Origin of the sequence: Actinoplanes sp. TFC3 (assembly GCF_001553785.1) — a bacterium.
Classification (GTDB): domain Bacteria; phylum Actinomycetota; class Actinomycetes; order Mycobacteriales; family Micromonosporaceae; genus Actinoplanes.
Genome location: NZ_LOJP01000002.1, coordinates 602,909 through 622,619, shown reverse-complemented (window position 1 = coordinate 622,619; position 19,711 = coordinate 602,909). Strand labels below are relative to the sequence as shown.

At 69.1% G+C, this 19,711-nt stretch carries 22 protein-coding genes; 11 read left to right on the top strand and 11 right to left on the bottom strand.

Annotated features, from left to right (window positions below):
• Positions 1–67: 67 nt before the first annotated feature.
• Complete coding sequence (locus TFC3_RS29950; protein WP_369819709.1) at positions 68–1,441, top strand: M17 family metallopeptidase; 1,374 nt, start codon at positions 68–70, stop codon at positions 1,439–1,441.
• On the opposite strand, the gene TFC3_RS29945 is transcribed toward TFC3_RS29950, so the two are convergent.
• Positions 1,431–2,003 (bottom strand): O-methyltransferase, encoded by a 573-nt coding sequence (locus TFC3_RS29945; RefSeq protein ID WP_067509850.1) that lies wholly within the window; start codon positions 2,001–2,003, stop codon positions 1,431–1,433. The two genes, TFC3_RS29950 and TFC3_RS29945, sit on opposite strands and share 11 nt — an antisense overlap.
• Positions 2,004–2,281: 278 nt before the next feature.
• Here TFC3_RS29945 and TFC3_RS29940 point away from each other — a divergent pair, with 278 nt between their 5' ends.
• Complete coding sequence (locus TFC3_RS29940) at positions 2,282–3,532, top strand: S1C family serine protease (RefSeq protein WP_067508736.1); 1,251 nt, start codon at positions 2,282–2,284, stop codon at positions 3,530–3,532.
• Between the two features lie 31 nt (positions 3,533–3,563).
• Positions 3,564–3,986, top strand: a complete 423-nt coding sequence (locus TFC3_RS29935) for a preprotein translocase subunit TatB (protein ID WP_067508734.1) — start codon at positions 3,564–3,566, stop codon at positions 3,984–3,986.
• Positions 3,987–4,031: 45 nt separating this feature from the next.
• Here the strand turns inward: TFC3_RS29935 and TFC3_RS29930 are convergent, their stop codons facing one another.
• Genes TFC3_RS29930 through TFC3_RS29920 form a run of 3 tightly spaced genes read right to left on the bottom strand, consistent with a single transcriptional unit; the run spans position 4,032 to position 7,054 of the window.
• Positions 4,032–5,183, bottom strand: a complete 1,152-nt coding sequence (locus TFC3_RS29930) for an Mrp/NBP35 family ATP-binding protein (RefSeq protein WP_067508732.1) — start codon at positions 5,181–5,183, stop codon at positions 4,032–4,034.
• Positions 5,184–5,204: 21 nt separating this feature from the next.
• On the bottom strand, positions 5,205–5,753 hold the full coding sequence (locus tag TFC3_RS29925; RefSeq protein WP_067508730.1) for a DUF1003 domain-containing protein: 549 nt from the start codon (positions 5,751–5,753) through the stop codon (positions 5,205–5,207).
• On the bottom strand, positions 5,750–7,054 hold the full coding sequence (locus TFC3_RS29920; protein ID WP_067508728.1) for a magnesium transporter MgtE N-terminal domain-containing protein: 1,305 nt from the start codon (positions 7,052–7,054) through the stop codon (positions 5,750–5,752). The genes TFC3_RS29925 and TFC3_RS29920 overlap by 4 nt, the downstream gene beginning before the upstream one ends.
• 41 nt (positions 7,055–7,095) lie before the next feature.
• Between TFC3_RS29920 and TFC3_RS29915 the strand changes: the two genes are divergently transcribed.
• Positions 7,096–7,974, top strand: a complete 879-nt coding sequence (locus tag TFC3_RS29915; RefSeq protein WP_067508727.1) for a PhzF family phenazine biosynthesis protein — start codon at positions 7,096–7,098, stop codon at positions 7,972–7,974.
• On the opposite strand, the gene TFC3_RS29910 is transcribed toward TFC3_RS29915, so the two are convergent.
• Together TFC3_RS29910 and TFC3_RS29905 are read right to left on the bottom strand one after the other, a co-directional pair.
• Positions 7,971–8,471, bottom strand: a complete 501-nt coding sequence (locus TFC3_RS29910) for a hypothetical protein (protein WP_067508725.1) — start codon at positions 8,469–8,471, stop codon at positions 7,971–7,973. The genes TFC3_RS29915 and TFC3_RS29910 overlap by 4 nt on opposite strands.
• Positions 8,472–8,493: 22 nt before the next feature.
• Complete coding sequence (locus TFC3_RS29905; protein WP_067508723.1) at positions 8,494–9,192, bottom strand: HAD family hydrolase; 699 nt, start codon at positions 9,190–9,192, stop codon at positions 8,494–8,496.
• A gap of 126 nt (positions 9,193–9,318) precedes the next feature.
• On the opposite strand from TFC3_RS29905, the gene TFC3_RS29900 reads away from it, so the two are divergent.
• Together TFC3_RS29900 and TFC3_RS29895 are read left to right on the top strand one after the other, a co-directional pair.
• Positions 9,319–10,230, top strand: a complete 912-nt coding sequence (locus TFC3_RS29900) for a DMT family transporter (protein ID WP_067508721.1) — start codon at positions 9,319–9,321, stop codon at positions 10,228–10,230.
• Positions 10,231–10,283: 53 nt separating this feature from the next.
• Positions 10,284–10,919 (top strand): hypothetical protein, encoded by a 636-nt coding sequence (locus TFC3_RS29895; RefSeq protein WP_067508719.1) that lies wholly within the window; start codon positions 10,284–10,286, stop codon positions 10,917–10,919.
• Between the two features lie 6 nt (positions 10,920–10,925).
• Here the strand turns inward: TFC3_RS29895 and TFC3_RS40240 are convergent, their stop codons facing one another.
• Positions 10,926–11,438, bottom strand: a complete 513-nt coding sequence (locus TFC3_RS40240; RefSeq protein WP_067508717.1) for a DUF4190 domain-containing protein — start codon at positions 11,436–11,438, stop codon at positions 10,926–10,928.
• Positions 11,439–11,600: 162 nt separating this feature from the next.
• Between TFC3_RS40240 and TFC3_RS29885 the strand changes: the two genes are divergently transcribed.
• Positions 11,601–12,467: an SDR family NAD(P)-dependent oxidoreductase gene (locus tag TFC3_RS29885; RefSeq protein WP_369819723.1), complete on the top strand. Its 867-nt coding sequence runs from the start codon at positions 11,601–11,603 to the stop codon at positions 12,465–12,467.
• 65 nt (positions 12,468–12,532) lie between these two features.
• Here TFC3_RS29885 and TFC3_RS39765 read toward each other — a convergent pair whose 3' ends face one another.
• The 4 genes from TFC3_RS39765 to trxA form a co-directional block, all read right to left on the bottom strand.
• A complete protein-coding gene (locus TFC3_RS39765) occupies positions 12,533–12,781 on the bottom strand; it encodes a DUF4190 domain-containing protein (RefSeq protein ID WP_236718521.1) in 249 nt (82 codons plus the stop codon).
• Positions 12,782–13,678: 897 nt separating this feature from the next.
• On the bottom strand, positions 13,679–14,086 hold the full coding sequence (locus tag TFC3_RS29875; RefSeq protein ID WP_067508714.1) for a CoA-binding protein: 408 nt from the start codon (positions 14,084–14,086) through the stop codon (positions 13,679–13,681).
• Between the two features lie 65 nt (positions 14,087–14,151).
• Complete coding sequence (locus tag TFC3_RS29870) at positions 14,152–16,125, bottom strand: intein-containing Rv2578c family radical SAM protein (protein ID WP_067508712.1); 1,974 nt, start codon at positions 16,123–16,125, stop codon at positions 14,152–14,154.
• A gap of 156 nt (positions 16,126–16,281) precedes the next feature.
• On the bottom strand, positions 16,282–16,653 hold the full coding sequence (trxA, locus tag TFC3_RS29865; protein WP_067509846.1) for a thioredoxin: 372 nt from the start codon (positions 16,651–16,653) through the stop codon (positions 16,282–16,284).
• 485 nt (positions 16,654–17,138) lie between these two features.
• Here trxA and TFC3_RS29860 point away from each other — a divergent pair, with 485 nt between their 5' ends.
• The 4 genes from TFC3_RS29860 (at position 17,139) to TFC3_RS29850 (ending at position 19,683) form a co-directional block, all read left to right on the top strand.
• Positions 17,139–17,765, top strand: a complete 627-nt coding sequence (locus TFC3_RS29860; protein WP_067508710.1) for an RNA methyltransferase — start codon at positions 17,139–17,141, stop codon at positions 17,763–17,765.
• A 72-nt stretch (positions 17,766–17,837) separates the two neighbouring features.
• Positions 17,838–18,518, top strand: coding sequence for a DUF6758 family protein (locus TFC3_RS29855; protein WP_369819708.1), 681 nt, complete (start codon positions 17,838–17,840; stop codon positions 18,516–18,518).
• 127 nt (positions 18,519–18,645) lie between these two features.
• Entirely contained in the window at positions 18,646–18,804 is a 159-nt protein-coding gene (locus TFC3_RS38625; RefSeq protein WP_015625668.1) for a hypothetical protein, read from the top strand.
• 9 nt (positions 18,805–18,813) lie between these two features.
• The gene (locus tag TFC3_RS29850) at positions 18,814–19,683 is read left to right on the top strand and encodes a PH domain-containing protein (RefSeq protein ID WP_067508706.1); all 870 of its coding nucleotides are present in this window, start codon (positions 18,814–18,816) and stop codon (positions 19,681–19,683) included.
• The last annotated feature ends 28 nt before the right edge of the window (positions 19,684–19,711 follow it).

Sequence of the window (19,711 nt, the reverse complement as noted above, 5' to 3'; positions counted from 1 at the left end):
CTTTGGGAAAGGTCATCCTCCAGTGTTCGCGATTCGCCTGGTAACTACACCGGGAACAGGCACGCACGTGCTTCTGGCCGACGGCTCGGGGGTGCTGGCCGGAGGTGATGACGAGACCGCCGAGCTGGTCCGGCGCGCCGACGAGCCGGGCAGAGCGGGGGCTGTGCAGCGTTTGCCGCGCCCCCTTCGTACCCCCTCATCGATCGTGATTGTCGGTGTCGGCGCTGGTGATGAGGCCGGCTGGCGGGCCGCTGGAGCCGCAGCCGTGCGCGCGGTGCCCACCGATGAAGCCCTGCACGTCGTGGTGCCCGAGCAGGTCGAGCCGGCTGCGGTCCGGGCCTTGGCCGAGGGCATCTGGCTGGCGGCCTACCGGTTACGCGAGGCCGTTGCAGGCCCCCGGTCCGTCGAGGTCACGCTGCAGACCACCAACCCGCAGCGGTACGCCCGCGGCCTCGCCACCGCCGAGGCGACCGCGGCAGCCACCTGGCTCGCCCGCGACCTGACAAACATGCCGTCCTCGACCAAGAACCCGGCCTGGTTCGCCGCCCAGGTCGCAGCCGAGGCAGCGACACGCCAGGGGCTGAGCGTGCACGTGCGCGAGCCCGAGCACCTGCGCGAGGAAGGCTTCGGCGGACTGCTGGCCGTCGGCGGCGGCTCGGCGACCCCGCCGCACCTGGTCGAGCTGAGCTGGGAGCCGGCGGGTGCAACCCGGCACATCGTGCTGATCGGCAAGGGCATCACCTTCGACACCGGTGGCATCTCCATCAAGACGCGCGACGGCCTGAAGCTGATGAAGAAGGACATGGGCGGCGCCGCGGCGATCATCGCAGCCACCCTGGCCGCCGCCGACCTGCAGCTTCCGGTACGCATCACCGCGCTCGCCCCGCTGGCGGAGAACGCGGTGAGCGGCTCGGCCTACCGCCCCGGCGACATCATCACGCAGTGGGACGGCACCACAACCGAGAGCACCAACTCCGACGCCGAGGGCCGGTTGGTGCTGGCTGACGTGCTGGCGTATGCGGTCGCCCGGCTCGACCCCGACGTGGTGATCGACCTGGCCACGCTCACCGGCGCCAACTCGGTGGCGCTGGGTAAGCGCACAGCCGCGCTGTACAGCCACGACGACGCGCTGGCCGGTGCCCTGGAGCAGGCCGGCCGGGCGGCGGGGGAGAACATGTGGCGCCTGCCGCTACCCGACGAGTACGTCGAATACCTGCACAGCGACATCGCTGACCGGCACAGCTCGCCGGCGCGGGGTGCGGGTTCCGTGGTGGCGGCCCTGTTCCTCAGCGAGTTCCTGGGCGACCGGGTGGACAGCTGGGCGCACCTGGACATGTCCGCGCCGAGCTGGGCCGAGAAGCACGAGGCCGAGCTGACCAAGGGCGCGACCGGCTGGGGCGTGCGGACCCTGGTCCGCTATCTGGAGGACCTCAGCGCTTGACCGCGGTGAGCAGCCCACCGCCGGAGGGGATGAGCGCGGGAATCCAGTCCTCGGACTCGCGGACTGCCTTCACCGTCTCGCGGATGGTGATGGTGTCCACGTCGCGGGCCGCCGGGTCGCTGATCCGGCCGCCCGCGAGCGCGCCGTTCACCACCAGGATCCCGCCCGGCCGCAGCAGCCGCAGGGCCGCCTCGGCGCAGGCCCCGGCCTCGGTGGCCTCGGCGTCGACGAAGACCAGGTCGTACACGTTGTCGGCAAGGCGCGGCAGCACGTCCAGGGCCCGCCCGGTGATGATCCGGGTCCGCGAGGCGGCGAACCCGGCTTTTTGGAAGATCCGCCGGGCGATGCGCTGGTGCTCGTTCTCGACGTCGATGGTGGTCAGCACGCCGTCGGGGCGCATGCCGCGCAGCAGCCAGACGCCGCTGACCCCCGTACCGGTGCCTATCTCCACCACTGCCTTGGCGTTGCCCGCCGCCGCGAGCAGGCTCAGCACCGAGCCCGCGCCCGGGCTGACGGCTGCGAGACCGACTTCGAGGGCCAGGTTGCGGGCGGTTTGCAGCACAACATCTTCCGCCGCATAGGCCTCGGCGAACTGGATCGACGGCGGACTGGGCTGGCCGAGCTGGCGGGCTGCGGTAACGATGACGACCTCCGTTGGGACGCGCGGACCGGAACCGGTGCACATCGGGTATGAGCGTAGAGCGACGCTCACCCTTCGCGCATCGGGAGTTCCCGGCCCTTGAGTAGCGGCTCGGCAGCCGGTGGGCCCACTGACCGGATGACCCCCGCCGATTCGTGTCATCCTGGAGTGGACCGGCGACGACGAGTGGAGGCCTTGACGTGACCGACGGCTGGAACTGGCGCCCACCGCAGACGCCACCGGCCTCGCAGGGCTCGCCGTGGTGGTCCGACGCGATGTCCGATCCCTGGCGCGACCCGTATGCCCCGTCGGCAGTGGTCATCCCGAGCGCGCCGGCCAGCACCGGCCCCCAGCCCGAGCCGGTGACCGACCCCTCCGCACCGCAGCGCTCGTTTACGCCGATTCTCTTGATCTGCCTGGTCACTGCCCTGCTGGCGGGCGGGTTGGGCGGCACGCTCGGCTTCGTTTTCGCCACCCGCAGTGGGGTCAGCGGTGGTACTGCGCTGGGCGGAGCGCCGCTGACGGCTCCGAGCGCGGCCCAGCGGCCCCCGGACTCGCTGGCCGGGGTGGCCAAGCAGGTGCTGCCCAGCGTGGTGACCGTGCGGGTGACCGGGGCCATCGGGTCCGGGTTCGTGGTCAGCCAAGCCGGCTATGTCATCACCAATGACCACGTCGTGGAGGGCTCCGACGGCACCATGTCGGTGTCGTTCAGTGACGGTTCCTCGGCCGCCGCGACGCTCGTCGGACGCGATCCCGAGTCCGACATCGCAGTGATCAAAGTCTCCAGGACCAACCTCACACCGATGCAGTTCGGTGACTCGGACTCGATCGCGGTCGGCGACCCGGTGCTGGCCTTCGGCTCCCCGCTGGCGCTCGTCAACACGGTCACCTCGGGGATCGTCAGCGCCCTCGACCGCACGATCCAGGCCGGCGAGCAGGGCGGCACCACCCGGTACTACGCGGCCATCCAGACCGACGCCGCGGTGAACCAGGGCAACTCCGGCGGCCCGCTCGTCGACGCGGCCGGCCGGGTCGTCGGCGTGAACTCGGTGATCCGCTCGGTCGGCGGCACCGAGACCGAAGCCGGGAACATCGGGCTCGCCTTCGCCATCCCGTTCAACCAGGCCCGCCGCATCGCCGAGGACATCATCGACACCGGCAAGGCCCGGCGTACCGTGATCGGCGCCGAGGTCTCCACCGGTGGCAGCACGGGATCGACCGGCTCGCTGGGCGCACGCCTGCGCTCGGTCGAACCGGCGGGCCCGGCCGCCGCGGCGGGCTTGAAAGCCGGCGACACGGTGACGAAGATTGACGGGCACCCGCTTGAGGACGGAACCGACCTGATCGCCCTGGTCCGCAAGTACGCGCCGGGGGCTACTGTCTCGGTGGAGTACCGCCGGGGCACCAGCACACAGACAGCGTCAGTAACCTTGGCGGCCGACGCGAAGTGAGAAGCCCGCACGGGCAAGGGAGGCGGCCGCCATGTTCGAGAACCTGAACTGGTGGGAGATCGGGGCGCTGCTGATGCTCGCCCTGCTCATCTTTGGCGAGCGCCTTCCCAAGGTCATCGGCGACGGCCTGCGCATGGTCCGCCAGCTACGCAACATGGCCCAGAACGCAACCTCGGACCTGAGCCGCGAGCTCGGCACCGACATTCAACTGCAGGACCTGCACCCGAAGGCGTTCATCCGCAAGCACCTGCTGTCCGAGGACGACGAAGCAGCACTGCGCCAGCCCCTGCAGAACCTGTTCAACGACGTGAAAACCGACCTCAACGGCGTGAAGAGCGAGCTGACCGACGTACGGTCAAACGTCACCGAAGCCGCCAGGCCCTCAGCCACCCCGTCGCAGCCGCAGCCCGCCGCCAAACCGGCCCCGGCAGCCTTCGACCTCGACGCGACCTGATCCTCGCCGCCGCAACTCATCGCGGCAGCGAGAACCACCTGACAACTAGCGCCGGGCGTTGACCATCAGGCCGAGCGGCTTGCCGACCAGCGACTCCCGGCGCACGGCGAGCCGATCGGCCACCGCGTCCAGAGCCTTGGCCGCCGGTGCCGAAGGGTCGGCCAGCACGATCGGGGTGCCCGCGTCCCCGGCCTCGCGGACCCGGGTGTCCAGCGGGATCTGACCGAGCAGCGGCACCGAAGCACCCATGGTTGTGGTCAGCGAGGACGCCACCGTCTCGCCGCCGCCGGAGCCGAAGACCTCCATGCGGGAGCCGTCCGGCAGCTCGAGCCAGCTCATGTTCTCGACCACGCCGACCAGGCGCTGGTGGGTCTGCATGGCGATCGCACCGGCGCGCTCGGCCACCTCGGCCGCGGCTTGCTGCGGGGTGGTGACCACCAGGATCTCCGCATTGGGCAGTAGCTGGGCCAGCGAGATCGCCACGTCGCCGGTGCCCGGGGGCAGGTCGAGCAGCAGCACGTCCAGGTCGCCCCAGAACACGTCGGCGAGGAACTGCTGCAGCGCGCGGTGCAGCATCGGGCCGCGCCAGACGACGGCGGCATTGCCTGCGGTGAACATGCCGATCGAGATGACCTTCACGCCATGCGACTGCGGCGGCATGATCATTTCTTCGACGCGGGTGGGCCGGCCGTCCACGCCGAGCATGCGGGGCACCGAGTGGCCATAGATGTCCGCGTCGACCACGCCCACCGAGAGGCCGCGCTTGGCCAGCGCCGCGGCCAGGTTGACCGTCACGCTGGACTTGCCGACGCCGCCCTTGCCGCTGGCCACCGCGTAGACCCGGGTCTTGGAGCCGGGCTGCGCGAACGGGATGACCGGCTCGGCGCTCTGACCGGCGCCCCCGCGCAGCTGTGCCTGCAGGGCCTTGCGCTGCTCCTCGGTCATCACGCCGAAGTCGATGTCGACGGTCTCAATGCCCGGGATGCGGATGAGCGCCGTGGTGATGTCGGAGGTGAGCTTGTCCCGCAGCGGACAGCCCGACACGGTGAGCAGGATCTCGACGGTGATCTTGCCGGCGGCGACGGTGAAGCCCTTCACCATGCCGAGCTCGGTGATCGGCTTGCGGATCTCGGGGTCGTCAACCGTGGCGAGGGCGGCCTGGACGGCTTCCTCGATGGTGGGGGCGGGTGCGGACATGAAGCCCAGCTTACGTCGGTGTCAGGAGTGCTCTTCCTCCCACTCCTTGCGGTCGAGCTTCTGCCGGCGCACGGCCGCCTCGTCCAGCTCGTCGGCCAGCCGGGTCAGCTCGGAGCGCAGGAAATCGCGGGTCGCGACCTCGCCGAGGGCGATGCGCAGGGCGGCGATCTCGCGGGTCAGATACTCGGTGTCGGCCTTCTGCATGGCCGCCCGGCGCCGGTCCTCGTCCATGGCCAGGCGGTCCCGGTCGGTCTGGCGGTTCTGCGCGAGCAGGATCAGCGGCGCGGCATAGGACGCCTGCAAGGACAGGATCAAGGTCAGGAACGTGAAGGTGTACGGGTCAAAGCGCATCTCCTTGGGCGCCAACGTGTTCCACGCGAACCAAGCGCCGATCATGATCGTCATGTAGACGATGAACTTGGCGGTGCCCATGTAGCGGGCGATGTTCTCCGACCACTGGCCGAACGCCTCGGGGTCGAAGCGTGGCAGCCGTACCCGGCCCGGCTCCACCGGCTGGTCGAGGCGGTCCGGGCGGTCCCGTTCGATGCGATCGCGGCGCAGGTCAGTCATCGGTGGTTCACCCCAGGCAGCACGCCGGCCGGTTCCTCAGCTTCTTCGGGCACATCGCGGTCACGCCAGTCGCGGGGCAGCGAGTGGTCGAGCACGTCGTCCACGGTCACCGCGCCGACCAGCCGGTTGGCGTTGTCGATCACCGGCATCGCGACCAGGTCGTACGTCGCCATCCGCCGGGTGATCTCGGTCAGCCCGGTCTCGGGTCGCAGCGCTTCGATGTCGGTCTCGATGATGCCGCCCAGGATTGAGGAGGGGGGCTCGCGCAACAGCCGCTGGAAGTGCACCATGCCCAGGTATTTCCCGCTCGGGGTGGCGGAGGGGGCCCGGGCCACGAAGACCTGCGCGGCGACCACCGGCGACAGCTCGGGCTCGCGGATACGGGCCAGCGCCTCGGCCACCGTGGCGTCCGGGGTCATGATCACCGGCTCGGAGGTCATCACCGAGCCCGCGGTGCCCGGGGTGTAACTCATCAGCTGCCGCACCGGCCCGGCTTCCTCGGGCTCCATCAGGTCCAGCAGGATGGTCTGCTCGGCCTTGGGCAGCTCGGCGAGCAGGTCGGCGGCATCGTCGGGGTCCATGCGTTCGAGCACGTCGGCGGCGCGTTCGCGGTCCAGCTGGATGAGGATCTCGACCTGGTCGTGCTCGGGCAGCTCCTCGAGCACGTCGGCCAGGGTCCGGTCGCTCAGCGCGGCGGCTACCTCGTTGCGGCGCGCGTCCGGCAGGTCCTGCAGGGCGTTCGCCATGTCGGCCGGGCGCATCTGCTCCAGCAGCGCCACCAGGTTGGCGCTGCCCTGGGTGTCGGTCGGCCCGACCAGACCCTTCACCCGGTCGTATTCGACCTGGTAGGTATGCCCGCGCCGGGTCAGCCGGCCGGTGTGCTGACGCACGGCGACCCGGGTGATCAGCCACTCGTTGTTGCGGTTGAGCTCCATGCCCAGGTCGACAACGATGCCGCTCTTGGCCGTACCGGTGCCGTCTTCTGCCTCGATGCTCACCCGGCGGTCCAGCAGATCCTCCAGGACCAGCAGCTCGTTCGGGCGTTTCTCGAAGCGGCGCAGGTTGAGCGTGCCCGTGCTGAGCACCACCGCCTCGGCGTCCATCGAGGTGACGCGCCCGATCGGCAGAAAGATCCGCCGGCGCAGCGCCATCTCGGCCACCAGCCCCACGATCTGCGGCGGCCGGTTGGTGGTGCGCAGCCGCACGACGGCGTCGCGCACCCGGCCCACCCGGTCGCCGTTGGGGTCGAACACGGGCAACGCCGCAAGGCGCGCCAGATATACCCTCGTCCCCATGGTCACGCGTTCAGCCTAGGTCAGGGTGCCTGGGTTAGCGTCGGGGCATGTCTACCTTGGTGTACGAGATCGTGGACGTGTTCACCGACCGGCCCTTCGCCGGCAACCCGCTCGCGGTGGTGTTCGGGGCCGAGGCTCTGGGCGCGGATCAGATGCAGGCCGTGGCCCGCGAGTTCAACCTGTCCGAGACGGTGTTCGTGCTCCCGCCCACCGACATCGAGGCCACCTACCGGGCGCGGATCTTCACCCCGGCTTCGGAGCTGCCGTTCGCCGGTCACCCGAGCGTGGGAGCGGCGGTGACAGCGGTACGCCGGGGGCTAGCCGCCGCCGGCAAGCTCATCCAGGAGTGCGGTGCCGGCCTGCTTCCCGTGGTCGTGTCGGACAACGGTTCGGCGGTGCTGACCGGCGGCACCCCCGAGGTCGGGGCCGAACTGGACCCGGTGGTGCTGCTGGAGATCACCGGGCTGGCCAAGGACGACCAGGCCAGCCGCAAAGCCACCCCGTCGTGGGCCGGCTGCGGGCTCTTCTTTGCCTACCTGCCGGTCGAGCGTCGCGCCTTGGTACGAGCGTGGGCCAACGTCGCCCGCGCATCCGAGGCCGGGGTGGAGATGGTCGACGTGTTCGCCTGGGACGCCGACACGAACACCGCCTACTCGCGGGTCTTCTGCCCGGTGGAGTCGGTGCCCGAGGACCCGGCCACCGGGTCGGCGGCGCTGGGTCTGGGCGTGTGGCTGGTGGCCAACGGCTGGCTGCCCGGCGACGGCACCTCGGAGTACACCGTGCACCAGGGCATCGAGATGCACCGTCCGTCGCTGCTGACATGCACGGTGACCGCCTCGGGTGGCGCCGCTACCTCGGCAACCGTCGCGGGTCACGTGGTCCCGGTGGCGAGGGGCGAGATCATGGTTCCACCGTTCATCGGTTAACGGCGCTTCTTGCGTACCCGATGAAGGCGGAACGGGCGACGCACCTCGACGCGGGCCGGTGTTTCTCGCGGTGAAGCCGCGCCCGAATCATCCGGAAGGTCAGGAGCGGCAAGGGGTGCGGATTCCGTCGGGGTGAGCCGGACGACAGTGCATCCCGAATCCGCCCAGCGAGCCACCAGTTGCTCGGCGGTTCCGGAGGCGTTGAGGCGCTTGGTGGCGAGCTGCGGCGCGATCTCGTTCCACGGCTCGCTGCCCGGGGCCAGCCGTTCCACCTGGGCCTCGACCACGACGATCAGGCCGCCGGTGTCGCCGCGCAGGCGCACCTGGGCGGTGCTCGCCTCGGCCAGGCCGGGCGCGCTCTGCTCACCCGGCCCGCTCACGACGATCAGCGACCCGTCCAGCGGCATCACCCACAGCCCGTGGGCGGGTCCGCCGGACGTGCCGATCCACGCGATGCCGGCCTTCTTGATCGCCTCGGCCACCAGGTCCGTCGTCACCGGCCCATCTTCGCAGCCGCGCTCACGAGTACGCCGGGACGGGGGCGACGAGCTTCAAGATGTCGGTCAGTGAGGTGACGCTGCGCCCGGCGAAGTCGTCGTCGCGGTTGAACACCAGGTGATCGGCCAGGTCCGGCGCGCTCAACCGGACCGCTGTCATGCCCACGGCGGTGGCGCCGGTCAGCTCATGGCTGCCGCCGTCCCCGACGTACAGGCAATCCTCCGGCGCCACCCGCAGCCGCCAGCACGCCTCGAGGTAGATCTCCGGGTCGGGCTTGCACCGCCCGACCTCGACGGAGAAGACGCTGACATCCAGCAGCGGCGCGATGGGCATGCTGGGCAGGAACGCCGGCAGCTCGTGGGTGCAGTCGCTGATCAGCGCGGTACGCAGACCGCGGTGCTTGAGCTCGGAAAGCACGCTCTGGGCGTCGGCGCGCAGCCGGGTATCCGCCTTCAGGGCGTCGACGCGGGCCGGGACGGCGGCGCGCAACTGGGACTGCCGCGGCCTGCCACCGGCCTGTTCGGTGACCCATCGTAGGGTGGCTTCGGCCGAGCCGAACTGGCCGCGCGCCCGGACCTCAAAGGTGCGGTCCAGCACCCTCAGCACGGCTTCGGGGTCACAGCCAAGCGCCCGGGCGATCTCGGCGTGCTGCGGCCCGCGTTTGACGGACCGGGTCAGCGTGCCGAAGAAATCGAAGAGCACCGCTTGGTACGCGGGCATCAAGAATCACCCTCCAGGGGCATTGACCAAAAGTTAACGGCGGTGAGCGTAACCAGATGCTCACTTTCCGCTCAACGGAGGTCCACAAACTGTGACTTGCTCATGTGCAAGAAACGACGGGCAAGGATGAAGATGCGATCAACGCCCGGATTGCTCACCGTGGCCGCGCTGGTCGTTGCGGTTCTGGCGGTGTCGTCGTCGGCGCCACTGATCGCGTTCGCGGCCGCCCCCGCCGTGGCCGTGGCCTTCTGGCGCAATGGCCTCGCCTTCGCCGCGCTGACCCCGATAAGTGCAGGTCCAAGGCGTGCCGAGGTACGAACACTGCCTGCGAACGGCGGCCTCTCCTGCGTGCTGGCCGGCGTTGCCCTGGCGGCGCACTTCGCGACCTGGATGCCCTCGGTGCAACTCGGTTCCGTGGCCACCGCCACCGCCTTGGTCGCCACCCAGCCGGTCTGGCAGGGTGTACTGGCCGCGGCACTGCGATCCCCGGACCGGCCCACCCGCACCGGCTGGCTCGGCATCGCCCTCGCGGTCGTGGGCGTGGCCTGGGCGACCGGGGTGGATGCCGGGGTGTCCGGGCGCGCGGTGCTGGCCGACGTGCTGGCGGTGCTCGGCGGGATGGCGGCCGCGGTCTACACGCTGTTCGGTGAGCGGGCCCGGGTACGGATCAGCACCACGACGTACACCTGGGCCTGTTATGGCACTTGTGCAGTGCTGCTCTTGATCGGCTGCCTGATCGCGGGCGTGCCCCTGGCCGGGTACGACAACCAGACGTGGGCGGCAATCCTGGCGCTGGTGGTTGGCGCGCAATTACTGGGGCACTCGATGTTCAACTACGCGCTCGAGAAGGTGCCGGCCACCACGGTCAGCGTGCTGATCCTGCTCGAAGTTCCCGGCGCGGCCACCCTGGCCTGGCTCTGGCTGGGTCAGCAGCCACGGCTCTCGGCGCTGCCCGGCTTGGCGGTCCTGGTGGCCGGGGTGGCGATCGTGATCCTGGGTGGCAAAACCCGGGCCCTGGGGGACGCCGACCCGCTCTGACTCGTTGAAACCCTGGCGGAGCGCCGATCCGCACGGTAAAGAGGGGGGATGCGATGCGTGGCTATCGATACCTGCTCGGCTGCCTGGCGTCCGGGGTGCTGCTCATGACCGGCGGCTGCGACGAGCCCGAGCCGATCCAACCCGGCCTGCTGGGCGGCTGGACCACGGCGGGCTGCGAGTTCAGCCGGAGCCCGGAGACCATGACCATCGGCGGGCGCACGCTGCCGGTCACGCCCAAGGACCTGGACGCGGCGATCGCCCGCATCGACAAGGCCGGACGCTCCGAGCATGCGGCCAGCTATGCGGGCATCGAGGTCGATCAGGAACGGGTACGAGCCATCGTCTACCGCGTTCCCTCGGCGCCCCTCGACGACCTCATCCGCCAGGCCGCCGAGAACACCTGCGTCTTCGTCCGCGACGCCGAGCACGGCCTCGACGAGCTCAACGCCTGGCACGACCGCGTCCGCGACGACATCGCCGCCTGGAAGTCGCGCGGCATCTTCATCGCCACCATTTCGGCCCGCCACGACGGCGCCGGCGTCGAGGTGGGCACGCCCGACGTGCAGCGCGCCCGCGTCGAGCTTCCCGAGCACTACGGCCGCAAGGCCCCGCTCATCGTGGTCGAGCAGGGCCCGGTGGTGCCGATCGCCCGTACCAGCGTCCCGACCGCCCCGCCGCCCGGGGGCTGAGCCGGTTCAGAAGGTGTTACCGCTCGAACCCGAGTCGTGGGCCAGCGCGATCACGACGACAACGGCCCCGATGATCGCAATCGCGGCGACGACCCAGCCGATGATGATGCCCGCGAGCGCCATCCCGGCCCCCGATGCCCCAGTGGTCCGCATGCGCCGCCGGGCCACATGGCCGAAGATCGCGCCGAGGATGCCGAGCACGCCACCGATCCACCACGCACACAGCCCCAGGACCGAGACGATGGACACGACCAGGGACGCGATGGCCAGGCCGTCGGTTGGGCGGCGGATGCCCGTGTACGGCGAGTACGCGTACGGGCTGCCCTGATAGCCATAGTCGTAGGGTGGCTGGCCGGGCTGCGGCTGCGGCGCGAACGGGTTGGGCGGCTGCGGGTACGGGTTCTGCGGTTGGCCGTACTGCGGGTATGCGGGATTCTGCGGTTGCTGGTAGGGCTGGACCGGCGGGTCCGGGGGCACGGGGTAGGTGCCGTCCGGACCGGGCGTCGGTGGGTAGGTCAAGGTGCTGCCTCCGTCCGGCGCGCTGGGTGAATCACCAGGGTAGAAGACCCGGGCACGTGCGCGAAGCCCCCGTTACGGCTCTGTGGCCCGGGGCCGCTGGACTATCGCGCCACGATCGAGCTGATGTTTGCCCCCGTGGGCGCGAGCGGGCAGGATCGCCGCATGGTCTACGACGCCCATTCTGAGTCCGTGCCCAGCGAGCCCTCCGCAGTCGCCGAAGCGGTGCACTCAGAGCTGGCGGCCGCCGTTGCTGAGGAGGACGGACCGGTGACACTCCGCTTGGATGGCAAGGTCGCTCTGGTCACCGGTGCAGGCAGCCCGGACGGCATCGGCTACGCCACCGCACGCCGCTTGCGCGACCTCGGCGCTCGGGTGGCCATCGTCTCCACCACCCGCCGCATCCACGAGCGCGCCACCGAACTGGGCGTCACCGGCTTCGTGGCTGACCTGACGGATGAGGCCGAGGTGGGAGCCCTGGCCGACGCGATCGTTGACCAGCTCGGCGACGTGCAGGTGCTGGTGAACAATGCGGGCCTGGCCAGCCGCACCAGCCCCGAGGTGCTTCGCCCGGTCGCCCAGCTCACGTACGACGAGTGGAAAGCCGAGATCGACCGCAACCTGAGCACCGCGTTCCTGTGCAGCCGGGCGTTCGTCGGTGGCATGTCCGAAGGCGGCTGGGGCCGCATCGTCAACCTGGCGGCCACCGCCGGCCCGATCAACGCCCTGCCCACCGAGGCGGCCTACGCGGCGGCGAAGTCCGGGGTGGTGGGTCTGACCAGGGCTTTGGCCATGGAACTGGTGGCCGACGGCATCAACGTCAACTGCGTGGCCCCCGGCACGATCTACACGGCCGCCTCCACGGTGACGGAGATCAAGCAGGGCCTGGGCACCCCGATCGGCCGCCCCGGCACACCCGATGAGGTGGCCGCGGCGATCGCTTTCCTGTGCTCGCCGGCCGCCTCGTACATCACCGGCCAGATGCTGGTGGTCGACGGCGGCAACAGCGTCCGCGAGGCCGAATTCCGCTGAGCTGGTGTTCGCGTCGTCGTGGGCCGCCCGGTGGACCCCTGCGAGCCACCGGGCGGCGGCGCGTCTCAGTACGTCGAACCGTTGCTCGACCCAATCGCGAAGATGACCGCCACGACGTAGAAGGCGCAGAGCAGGACGTACAGGCTGGTGAAGATGTAGCCCAGCCACAAACCCGCGGTGGCCAGGCCGTCGCCGCCCTCCCCGGTCTGCCGGATCTGCTTCTTGGCCACATGCCCCATGACAATCGCGGCCGGCGCGAAGACAAAGGCGAACACCAGGGCCAGAATCGCCATCGTGTTCGTCGGCGCCCCCATCGGCGTCATCTGTGGCTGCGCGTACGGCTGCCCGTAACCCGGCTGCCCGTACCCCGCCTGCGGCCCGGCTCCGTAGGCTTGGTGGCCGTAGGGGTCGCTCGGCGCGCCGCTGGAAGGCGCACCATACGGTGGCGGCTGCTGCCCATACGGCTGGCCGCTGGCCGGGGTGCCGCTAGCCGGAGCGTTGTAAGGATCCTGCGAATACGGTGTCGTCGGATCGTACGAAGGCGGCTGCTGCCCATACGGCTGCTGCGGCTGGTATGGGTCGTGCGAGCCACCCGGTGGCGGGTATGTCATCTGAAGGTCCTCCTAGTTCACCCGGCACCGTACTAGCCGCACCGAAAAACCGGACACCCCAATCCAGCGTGTTGGCCCAGCCCTTCGCACGTCATGGGGCTTGAGGCGGGGGGTGGCTCCCAGCAAGGCCGGGCAAAAAGGGCGGCAGGATTCCCCCGGTCGGATTCACGACTGCTGATGGGGTTGGGCTTCGCTTTCGGCCATTGCTCAGGCCGGGTTCGCGTCGGTGCGGGGGTGGGTGGGGCGTTGTGCGGGCCGCCTTCAGCAGCTCAGGTTCCTGTCCTGGCTCGAGCGGCTGTCCTGGCTTGAGTGGCTGTCCTGGCTTGAGTGGCTGTCCTGGCTTGAGTGGCTGTCCTGGCCTGGGTGGGCTGTCCTGGCTTGAGGTCGCGCGCCTCCCGCAACGCACATAGCCCTGGACCGGGCATCTCCCTCAGCGCGAGCGTCGACCCACGGCTCGAACGCCTTCTCTGACGCCCTACCACTCGCTCAAGCGCTTCCCAGCTCAAGCGTCGGTCACCAAGCTCAAGCGTCCGCCGCCGCGATCAACCGCCAGTCGCCAAGCTCAAGCTCCCCGCCCTTACCCATTACGCACCGAACGCCTCAACTCACCTTGAACAACCCAGCGACCGCCCGCTCCACAGCCAGGCACCGGTCCTCCACATAGTCCATCCCAGCCTCGGCAGCCAGCCGCCGAGCCTCAGCGGACGTAATGCCGGATTGAAGCCATACCGCAGGAGCCTTGACAGCGATGGCTTCCCGCACAACCTCCAGCGCAGCGGCCGGCGGACGGAAGATGTTGACGATGTCGACCGGGGTGGGGAGGTCGGCGAGGGTTGGCACGGTGGGGATGCCGTAGATCTCGTCGACGAAGGGGTTGACCGGGATGATTTTCCAGCCGTGGCGCAGCATTTGGAGGGGGACTGAGTGCGCGGGCTTGCTGGGGTCCCGGGAGGCGCCTACTACTGCGATGGTGGTGGCTTCCGCGAGGAGTTGAGCTGCGCTTCTCATGGGTTCGACCTTAGCGAGTGCGCGAGCCGGGCGGGGTTGCGCCTGTGGATAACTCTGTGGACAAGTCAGAGAAGGGTCAGCTGCTCCGACTCAGGGACGGTGAGGGGAGCAGCGACGGGAGCGGCGACGGGCGCGGCGACTGGGGCGGAGGCGGCAGGGATGGCGCGGGCGCCGAAGGGGGTGGCTCGGTGCAGGCCGTGGCGGCGGGCGGCCAGGCGGACGCGGGCGCCGATCTCGTTCTGGAAGGCCGGGGACAGGTACGAGCCGCCGCCGAACAGCTCCCGGTAGCGCGGGGCGAGGGCCGGGTGTTCGCGGGTCAGCCAGGCTGCGTACCACTCGCGGGCGCCGGGGCGTAGGTGCAGGGCGAGCGGCGATAAGCTGGTGGCTCCCGAGGCGGCGATGGCGGCGACGGTTTCCTCGATGGACTCGTCTGTGTCGGTGAGGCCGGGCAGAATCGGGGCCATCAGCACGCTCACCTTGAAGCCGGCGTCGGTCGGGCGGCGCACCGCGTCGAGGCGGCGGCGAGGGCTGGGGGTGCCTGATTCGACCGAGCGCCACACTGTCTCGTCGACGAAGCCGACCGAGAACGAGATGTTGACGCCGGTGACCGTGGCGGCCTGCTTGAGCAGCTCCAGGTCGCGCAGGATAAGCGTGCCCTTGGTGAGGATCGAGAACGGGTTGGCGTGATCGCGCAGCGCCGCGAGGATCTCGGGCATCAGGCGGTAACGGCCTTCGGCGCGCTGGTAGACGTCCACGTTGGTGCCCATGGCGACGTGCTCGCCTTTCCAGCGCGGCGCGGCTAGCTCGCGGCGGATCAGCTCGCCGGCGTTGACCTTGACGATCACCTTGGTGTCGAAATCGCGGCCCGCGTCCAGGTCCAGGTAGGTGTGGGTGTTGCGGGCGAAGCAGTTATGGCTGACCACGCCGTCGGCGATGAAGTCGCCGGTGCCGGTGGTGATGTCGAACAGCGGCAGCGTCAGGCCCAGCTCTTCGATGTCGGCGACGGTCAGGTCGGCGTCGCTGCGCACCCCGGCTCCGGAGGCGTCCAGGGGTGCCTCGGCGACGCCGGTGAGGTGCCGGAAGCGCAGGGCGGACCACAGGTCACGGCCGATCTCGACCGAGTGCACGCCCCCGAGCTGGGGGTGCGCCGGTCGGCGGCTGGGCAGCCCGAGGTGGGTCAGCGCGTCGGTGATGCGGGACAGGAAGCCCTGATCGCGGCCGGTGAAGATGATTGCCAGGCGGTCAGCGGTGCCGATTGCTCCGAAGGCTCCCGCCAGGAATCCCCGGTACCACTCGCCGGTAGGCAGCTCAGGCCAGCGCAGCGCCTTGTGCATCGGGATGTCTTCGAGGTAGCTGTCGGCGCGGATCCAGGCGTCGCCCTCGCGCGGGGTGCCGGCGGGTGGAGCGCTGGCGTCGCCGCGGATCAGCCCGCACAGGAAACCGGCCTGGTAGTCGGGGGACTCCATCGGCGGGTGGGCGAAGTGTCCAACACCGGACATGCGGTCGCCGACGGCCAGGGCGGGCAGGTGGGGCTCGGCCGGGCTGACGTGCCGCCAGCCGCGGTCGGTCAGGAAGCGGTGGTCACCGCTGGACACGAGCCGGGTGCCGTCGGCGAGGGTGACCCGGAAGGCGGGCTTGGTGGTGCTCCAGTGGTCGAGCACGGTTGTTGTCACATAGCGGCGGTGCGGGCCGGCGCCGGTCGTGCCGAGGACCGCATCGCCGGCCTTGAGCTGGGCCAGGGGGCGCATCGATCCGTCGGCGAGCAGGATCGGAGTGTCTCCGCTCAGGCAGTAGGAACAGGCGTGTGAACAGCCGCGATAGGGGTTGATGGTCCATTGGAACGGCACCCGCGAGGCGCCCGGGACCCGGTTGATCATTGATTTCGCCCGGACCTCGTAGAACGTCATACCGGCGAAGCCGGGGGTGTCGAACGTGCGGATGGTCGCCCCCGGCAGCGCCAGCGGCAGGGGTGAGGCCGCCGGCGCTGCGTCCAGGAGCGAGGCGTCGTCGGCCGACGCCGACAGGTGTGACCATCGCATGCCAAGATTCGAACACACGTTCGATTTCCTGTCCAGTGGGCTCTCGAAGAAGAACCCGACCGGGGCATGCGGGAAACAAAGGAAAACAAAAGCGCCGCAGGCCCCGAAGGGCCCGCGGCGCTGGTGCAGAGCTGGAGAACTGGTGCAGACCAGAAATCAGTGAGCCTGGTCGGCGTGCTCGGCGATCTTCTGGCGTACCTCGTCCATGTCCAGCTTCTCGACCTGGTCGATCAACGACTCGAGGGCCGACTCGGGGAGCGCGCCGGGCTGCGAGAAAACGAGCACGCCGTCGCGTACAGCCATGATCGTCGGGATGGAGCTGATGCCGAACTTGGCGGCAAGCTCCTGCTGGGCCTCGGTGTCGACCTTGCCGAAGACGATGTCGGAGTGCTTCTCCGACGAACGCTCGTACGTCGGGGCGAAGCGCACGCAGGGCCCGCACCAACTGGCCCAGAAGTCGACCAGGACGATGCCGTCCTTACCGGTCACATCGTCGAAGTTCTCTGTGGTCAGCGCAACGGTCGCCATGATGTCTCCGTCCACGGGAATTGGCTTACGTGCATGTAAACCTGTCGTCCGTCCCGGTGATTCCCGCCAGCGGGCCTGCTCATACGTGGCCTGCGGCACCTTTTGGCGGAAGGGCAGACGGTTGAAGCGTAACCCACGGTGAGGGCGGCGTTCAGTCATGTTACGAGATGAGCAGTGTCCGCTTTGTTACCCATGCCGGTCGATCCAGGCTCTGATGCGGCTGGATAACGGTCTGGTCACTGCAAGCGGTAATAGATAACAAAGTTAAATGTGATTTGGGTCACTTGTGAAATCCCTTCACACGCCTACTGAGGGTGAGGCAGACTCGTTCCCAACAGAGCGTGGGCGGCGGGTGCCGGGGAGGGCCCCGCCGTTCATTGCGTCCAGGGTCGGACAGCCGAGCGGCCCGCATGGCGAATGCCCAGGAAGTGAAGGGCCAACGCCTGGAGCAGGCAGCGTGAAGGCAACCGCTAGCCTCATCGGCCATGATTCCCGATCAGCTGCCGGACGTCGGTGTCGGCCCGTGGCCAGGTACGTGGCCCACCGAGGAGCACTACGATCCCGAGCTGCTGGCCCAGGGTGACCGCCGCAACGTTGTCGACCGCTACCGCTACTGGCGGCGCGAGGCCGTGATTGCCGACCTGGACCTGCGCCGGCACGGGTTCCACGTCGCCATCGAGAACTGGCAGCACGACTTCAACATCGGCACCGTGGTGCGCAACGCCAACGCCTTCCTGGCCGCCGAGGTGCACATTGTCGGGCTCAAGCGCTGGAACCGGCGCGGCGCCATGGTCACCGACCGCTACCAGCATGTCCGGCACCACCCGGCGATCGAGGATTTCACGGCGTGGGCGGCCGAGGCCGGGCTGCCGATCATCGGCATCGACAACCTTCCGGGATCGCGCCCGATGGAGTCGGTCACGCTGCCGCGTGAATGCGTGCTGCTGTTCGGCCAGGAGGGGCCCGGCCTTTCCGAGACCGCTCGCGCCGCGTGCAGCGCACTCTTCTCGATTGCTCAGTACGGCTCCACGCGCTCAATTAACGCAGGAGTTGCCAGCGGCATCGCGATGCATTCATGGGTACGAGCCCACGCCGGTCCGCCGCCGGAATGAACCGTAGCGCCGAAGTGCCCGTGTTCTGCCGATTCGCTTGACGGGCGACTTCCGTACCCCCACCGTAAAGAGGTGGGTGTCACCGTTAGCTGCCCCCGTTGTGCTGCGCAGGTCCGGCCGCCGGACCTGATGCACACCGCCTGGCGCTGTGACGATTGCGGCGAGATTCATCCGTTTCATGTGGCCGAGCGAATCGGCCCGGAAATCATGGACAGCGTGATCCGTCAGCCGCGCCCGATCAGCGGAAAGCAACGCGTTCCCCTGTGGTGTCCGTGGCCGTTGCCTCCGGGGTGGATGGTGACGGGCGTCGGATGGGCCGGGGACGACCGATCGGGCGTACGGGCGACAGCGCTCTCCTGCAGTGGCCCTGATCCTCTCGGCGGAGGTCCGGCCGACCTGGTCCTGATTGCCGAGCAGCCCGGTGTCGGTCTTGGCACCCGCTTCGCCGGCATCCCGGGCATCGATCCGGGCTATTTGATCGCCGAGGCGCTCAGTGACGCCTCCCGGCATGCCGGTCCGCATGCCAAAATTCGCGCGGGCGGGCACCCCACTCCTCTGTGGTGTGTGAAGTCACCCGAGGACCGCTGCGCTTATGTGAGTGAAGCCAAAGGAATGTGGCTCTATGCGGTAGCGTGGCCCGCGAGTGCGGGTTACTTCCTCGCCGAACATGTCGTGCTGCACGACCTGTCCGATGAGGCCATGCCCGAGCTTGTGTACGGAGCGCCGTCGCCCTACCTGCACGGACGTGCCTGATTTTCCGGGCTGACCTGCAGGAACGAAATCGGCAATCCGAGCACTCTGTTCACACAGCGCAGCGAAACTGATACCGTGAGTATTGCCGCGGCGTCGACCGTACCCGCAACGGAGGAGCAGGCCCGCCATGATCAAGAAGGTACTCACCTGGCTTGGCATCGCATTCTTGATCTTCTTCATTGCGTTCAACCCGAACTCGGCGGCAGCCGTGTTCGAGTCTCTGGGTGACACCATCGGGGACATTGCCCGTGGTTTCGGAACCTTCTTCACCAACCTCGTCGCTTAACATCGGCGCATGGGTCCTGGTGAGCCGCGACAGCCTGAAGACGAGGGTGCGCGCCGCCCTCAGGATGACGATGAGTACTTCGGCCACAACGACCCGGTAGTCCGGGACGAGGGGCCGCAGTACGCAAGGGGCACGGCGTATGCCGACGGTCCCGCCTACTCGGACGGTCCCGCCTACGCAGCGAGCACCGGCTATGCCGATGACTACGAGACGCGTGAGCAACCGCGGTACCGCGACGAGTACGAAGCCCCGATCTTCACCGAGGAAGAGCTCAAGGGCCTTGGTGGCGAAGGGGCCGGCGTCCCGGGTGGACCACGGCGCGTCCTCCCGCTGGAGGACGAGCCGACCACACTGGTCTCCCGCTATCTCTTCCCGACCGAGCGCTACCGGGGTGAGTGGAAGCGGCACTGGATCCACCTGTCCACGCCGTTGCTGGTGGGCATCGGATCCACGCTGCTGCTCGGCTATCTTGCCGGCTTCCTGACCAAACAGGATATCGGCGGGCTGGTCACGGCGGCGGTGCTGATCTGGCTCGGCGTCATGGGCTGGGTCGCGTGGAAGGTCGCCGACTGGTATTTCGACCGCTTCATCCTGACCAACAAGCGGGTCATGGTGGTGAACGGGATCATCACCCGTAAGGTCGCCATGATGCCGCTCCTGCGGGTCACCGATATGAAGTACGAGCAGTCCGCGCTGGGCCGGATGTTGAGCTACGGCACGTTCGTGCTGGAGTCCGCCGGTCAGGATCAGGCGCTGCGCGAGGTCAAGCATCTGCCCAACCCCAACGAGCTCTACCTGCGGGTTGTCGAGGAGATGTACGAGCCGCAGGCGGTCGAGGCCCGGTTGGGCAAGGATGGTGACGGTGGCGACGACGCCTGACGTCCGTGCCTGCTCGCCGGTGCCCACC

Bases quoted from the DNA above. Each gene is read 5' to 3' on its own strand.
- TFC3_RS29870 (WP_067508712.1), bottom strand. From the start codon at position 16,125: ATGCGATGGTCACACCTGTCGGCGTCGGCCGACGACGCCTCGCTCCTG.
- TFC3_RS29850 (WP_067508706.1), top strand. From the start codon at position 18,814: ATGGGTCCTGGTGAGCCGCGACAGCCTGAAGACGAGGGTGCGCGCCGC.
- TFC3_RS38625 (WP_015625668.1), top strand. From the start codon at position 18,646: ATGATCAAGAAGGTACTCACCTGGCTTGGCATCGCATTCTTGATCTTC.
- TFC3_RS39765 (WP_236718521.1), bottom strand. From the start codon at position 12,781: ATGGGGGCGCCGACGAACACGATGGCGATTCTGGCCCTGGTGTTCGCC.
- TFC3_RS29930 (WP_067508732.1), bottom strand. From the start codon at position 5,183: ATGTCCGCACCCGCCCCCACCATCGAGGAAGCCGTCCAGGCCGCCCTC.
- TFC3_RS29875 (WP_067508714.1), bottom strand. From the start codon at position 14,086: ATGAGAAGCGCAGCTCAACTCCTCGCGGAAGCCACCACCATCGCAGTA.
- TFC3_RS29905 (WP_067508723.1), bottom strand. From the start codon at position 9,192: ATGCCCGCGTACCAAGCGGTGCTCTTCGATTTCTTCGGCACGCTGACC.
- TFC3_RS29935 (WP_067508734.1), top strand. From the start codon at position 3,564: ATGTTCGAGAACCTGAACTGGTGGGAGATCGGGGCGCTGCTGATGCTC.
- trxA (WP_067509846.1), bottom strand. From the start codon at position 16,653: ATGGCGACCGTTGCGCTGACCACAGAGAACTTCGACGATGTGACCGGT.
- TFC3_RS29915 (WP_067508727.1), top strand. From the start codon at position 7,096: ATGTCTACCTTGGTGTACGAGATCGTGGACGTGTTCACCGACCGGCCC.
- TFC3_RS29925 (WP_067508730.1), bottom strand. From the start codon at position 5,753: ATGACTGACCTGCGCCGCGATCGCATCGAACGGGACCGCCCGGACCGC.
- TFC3_RS29900 (WP_067508721.1), top strand. From the start codon at position 9,319: ATGAAGATGCGATCAACGCCCGGATTGCTCACCGTGGCCGCGCTGGTC.
- TFC3_RS29885 (WP_369819723.1), top strand. From the start codon at position 11,601: ATGGTCTACGACGCCCATTCTGAGTCCGTGCCCAGCGAGCCCTCCGCA.
- TFC3_RS29895 (WP_067508719.1), top strand. From the start codon at position 10,284: ATGCGTGGCTATCGATACCTGCTCGGCTGCCTGGCGTCCGGGGTGCTG.
- TFC3_RS29860 (WP_067508710.1), top strand. From the start codon at position 17,139: ATGATTCCCGATCAGCTGCCGGACGTCGGTGTCGGCCCGTGGCCAGGT.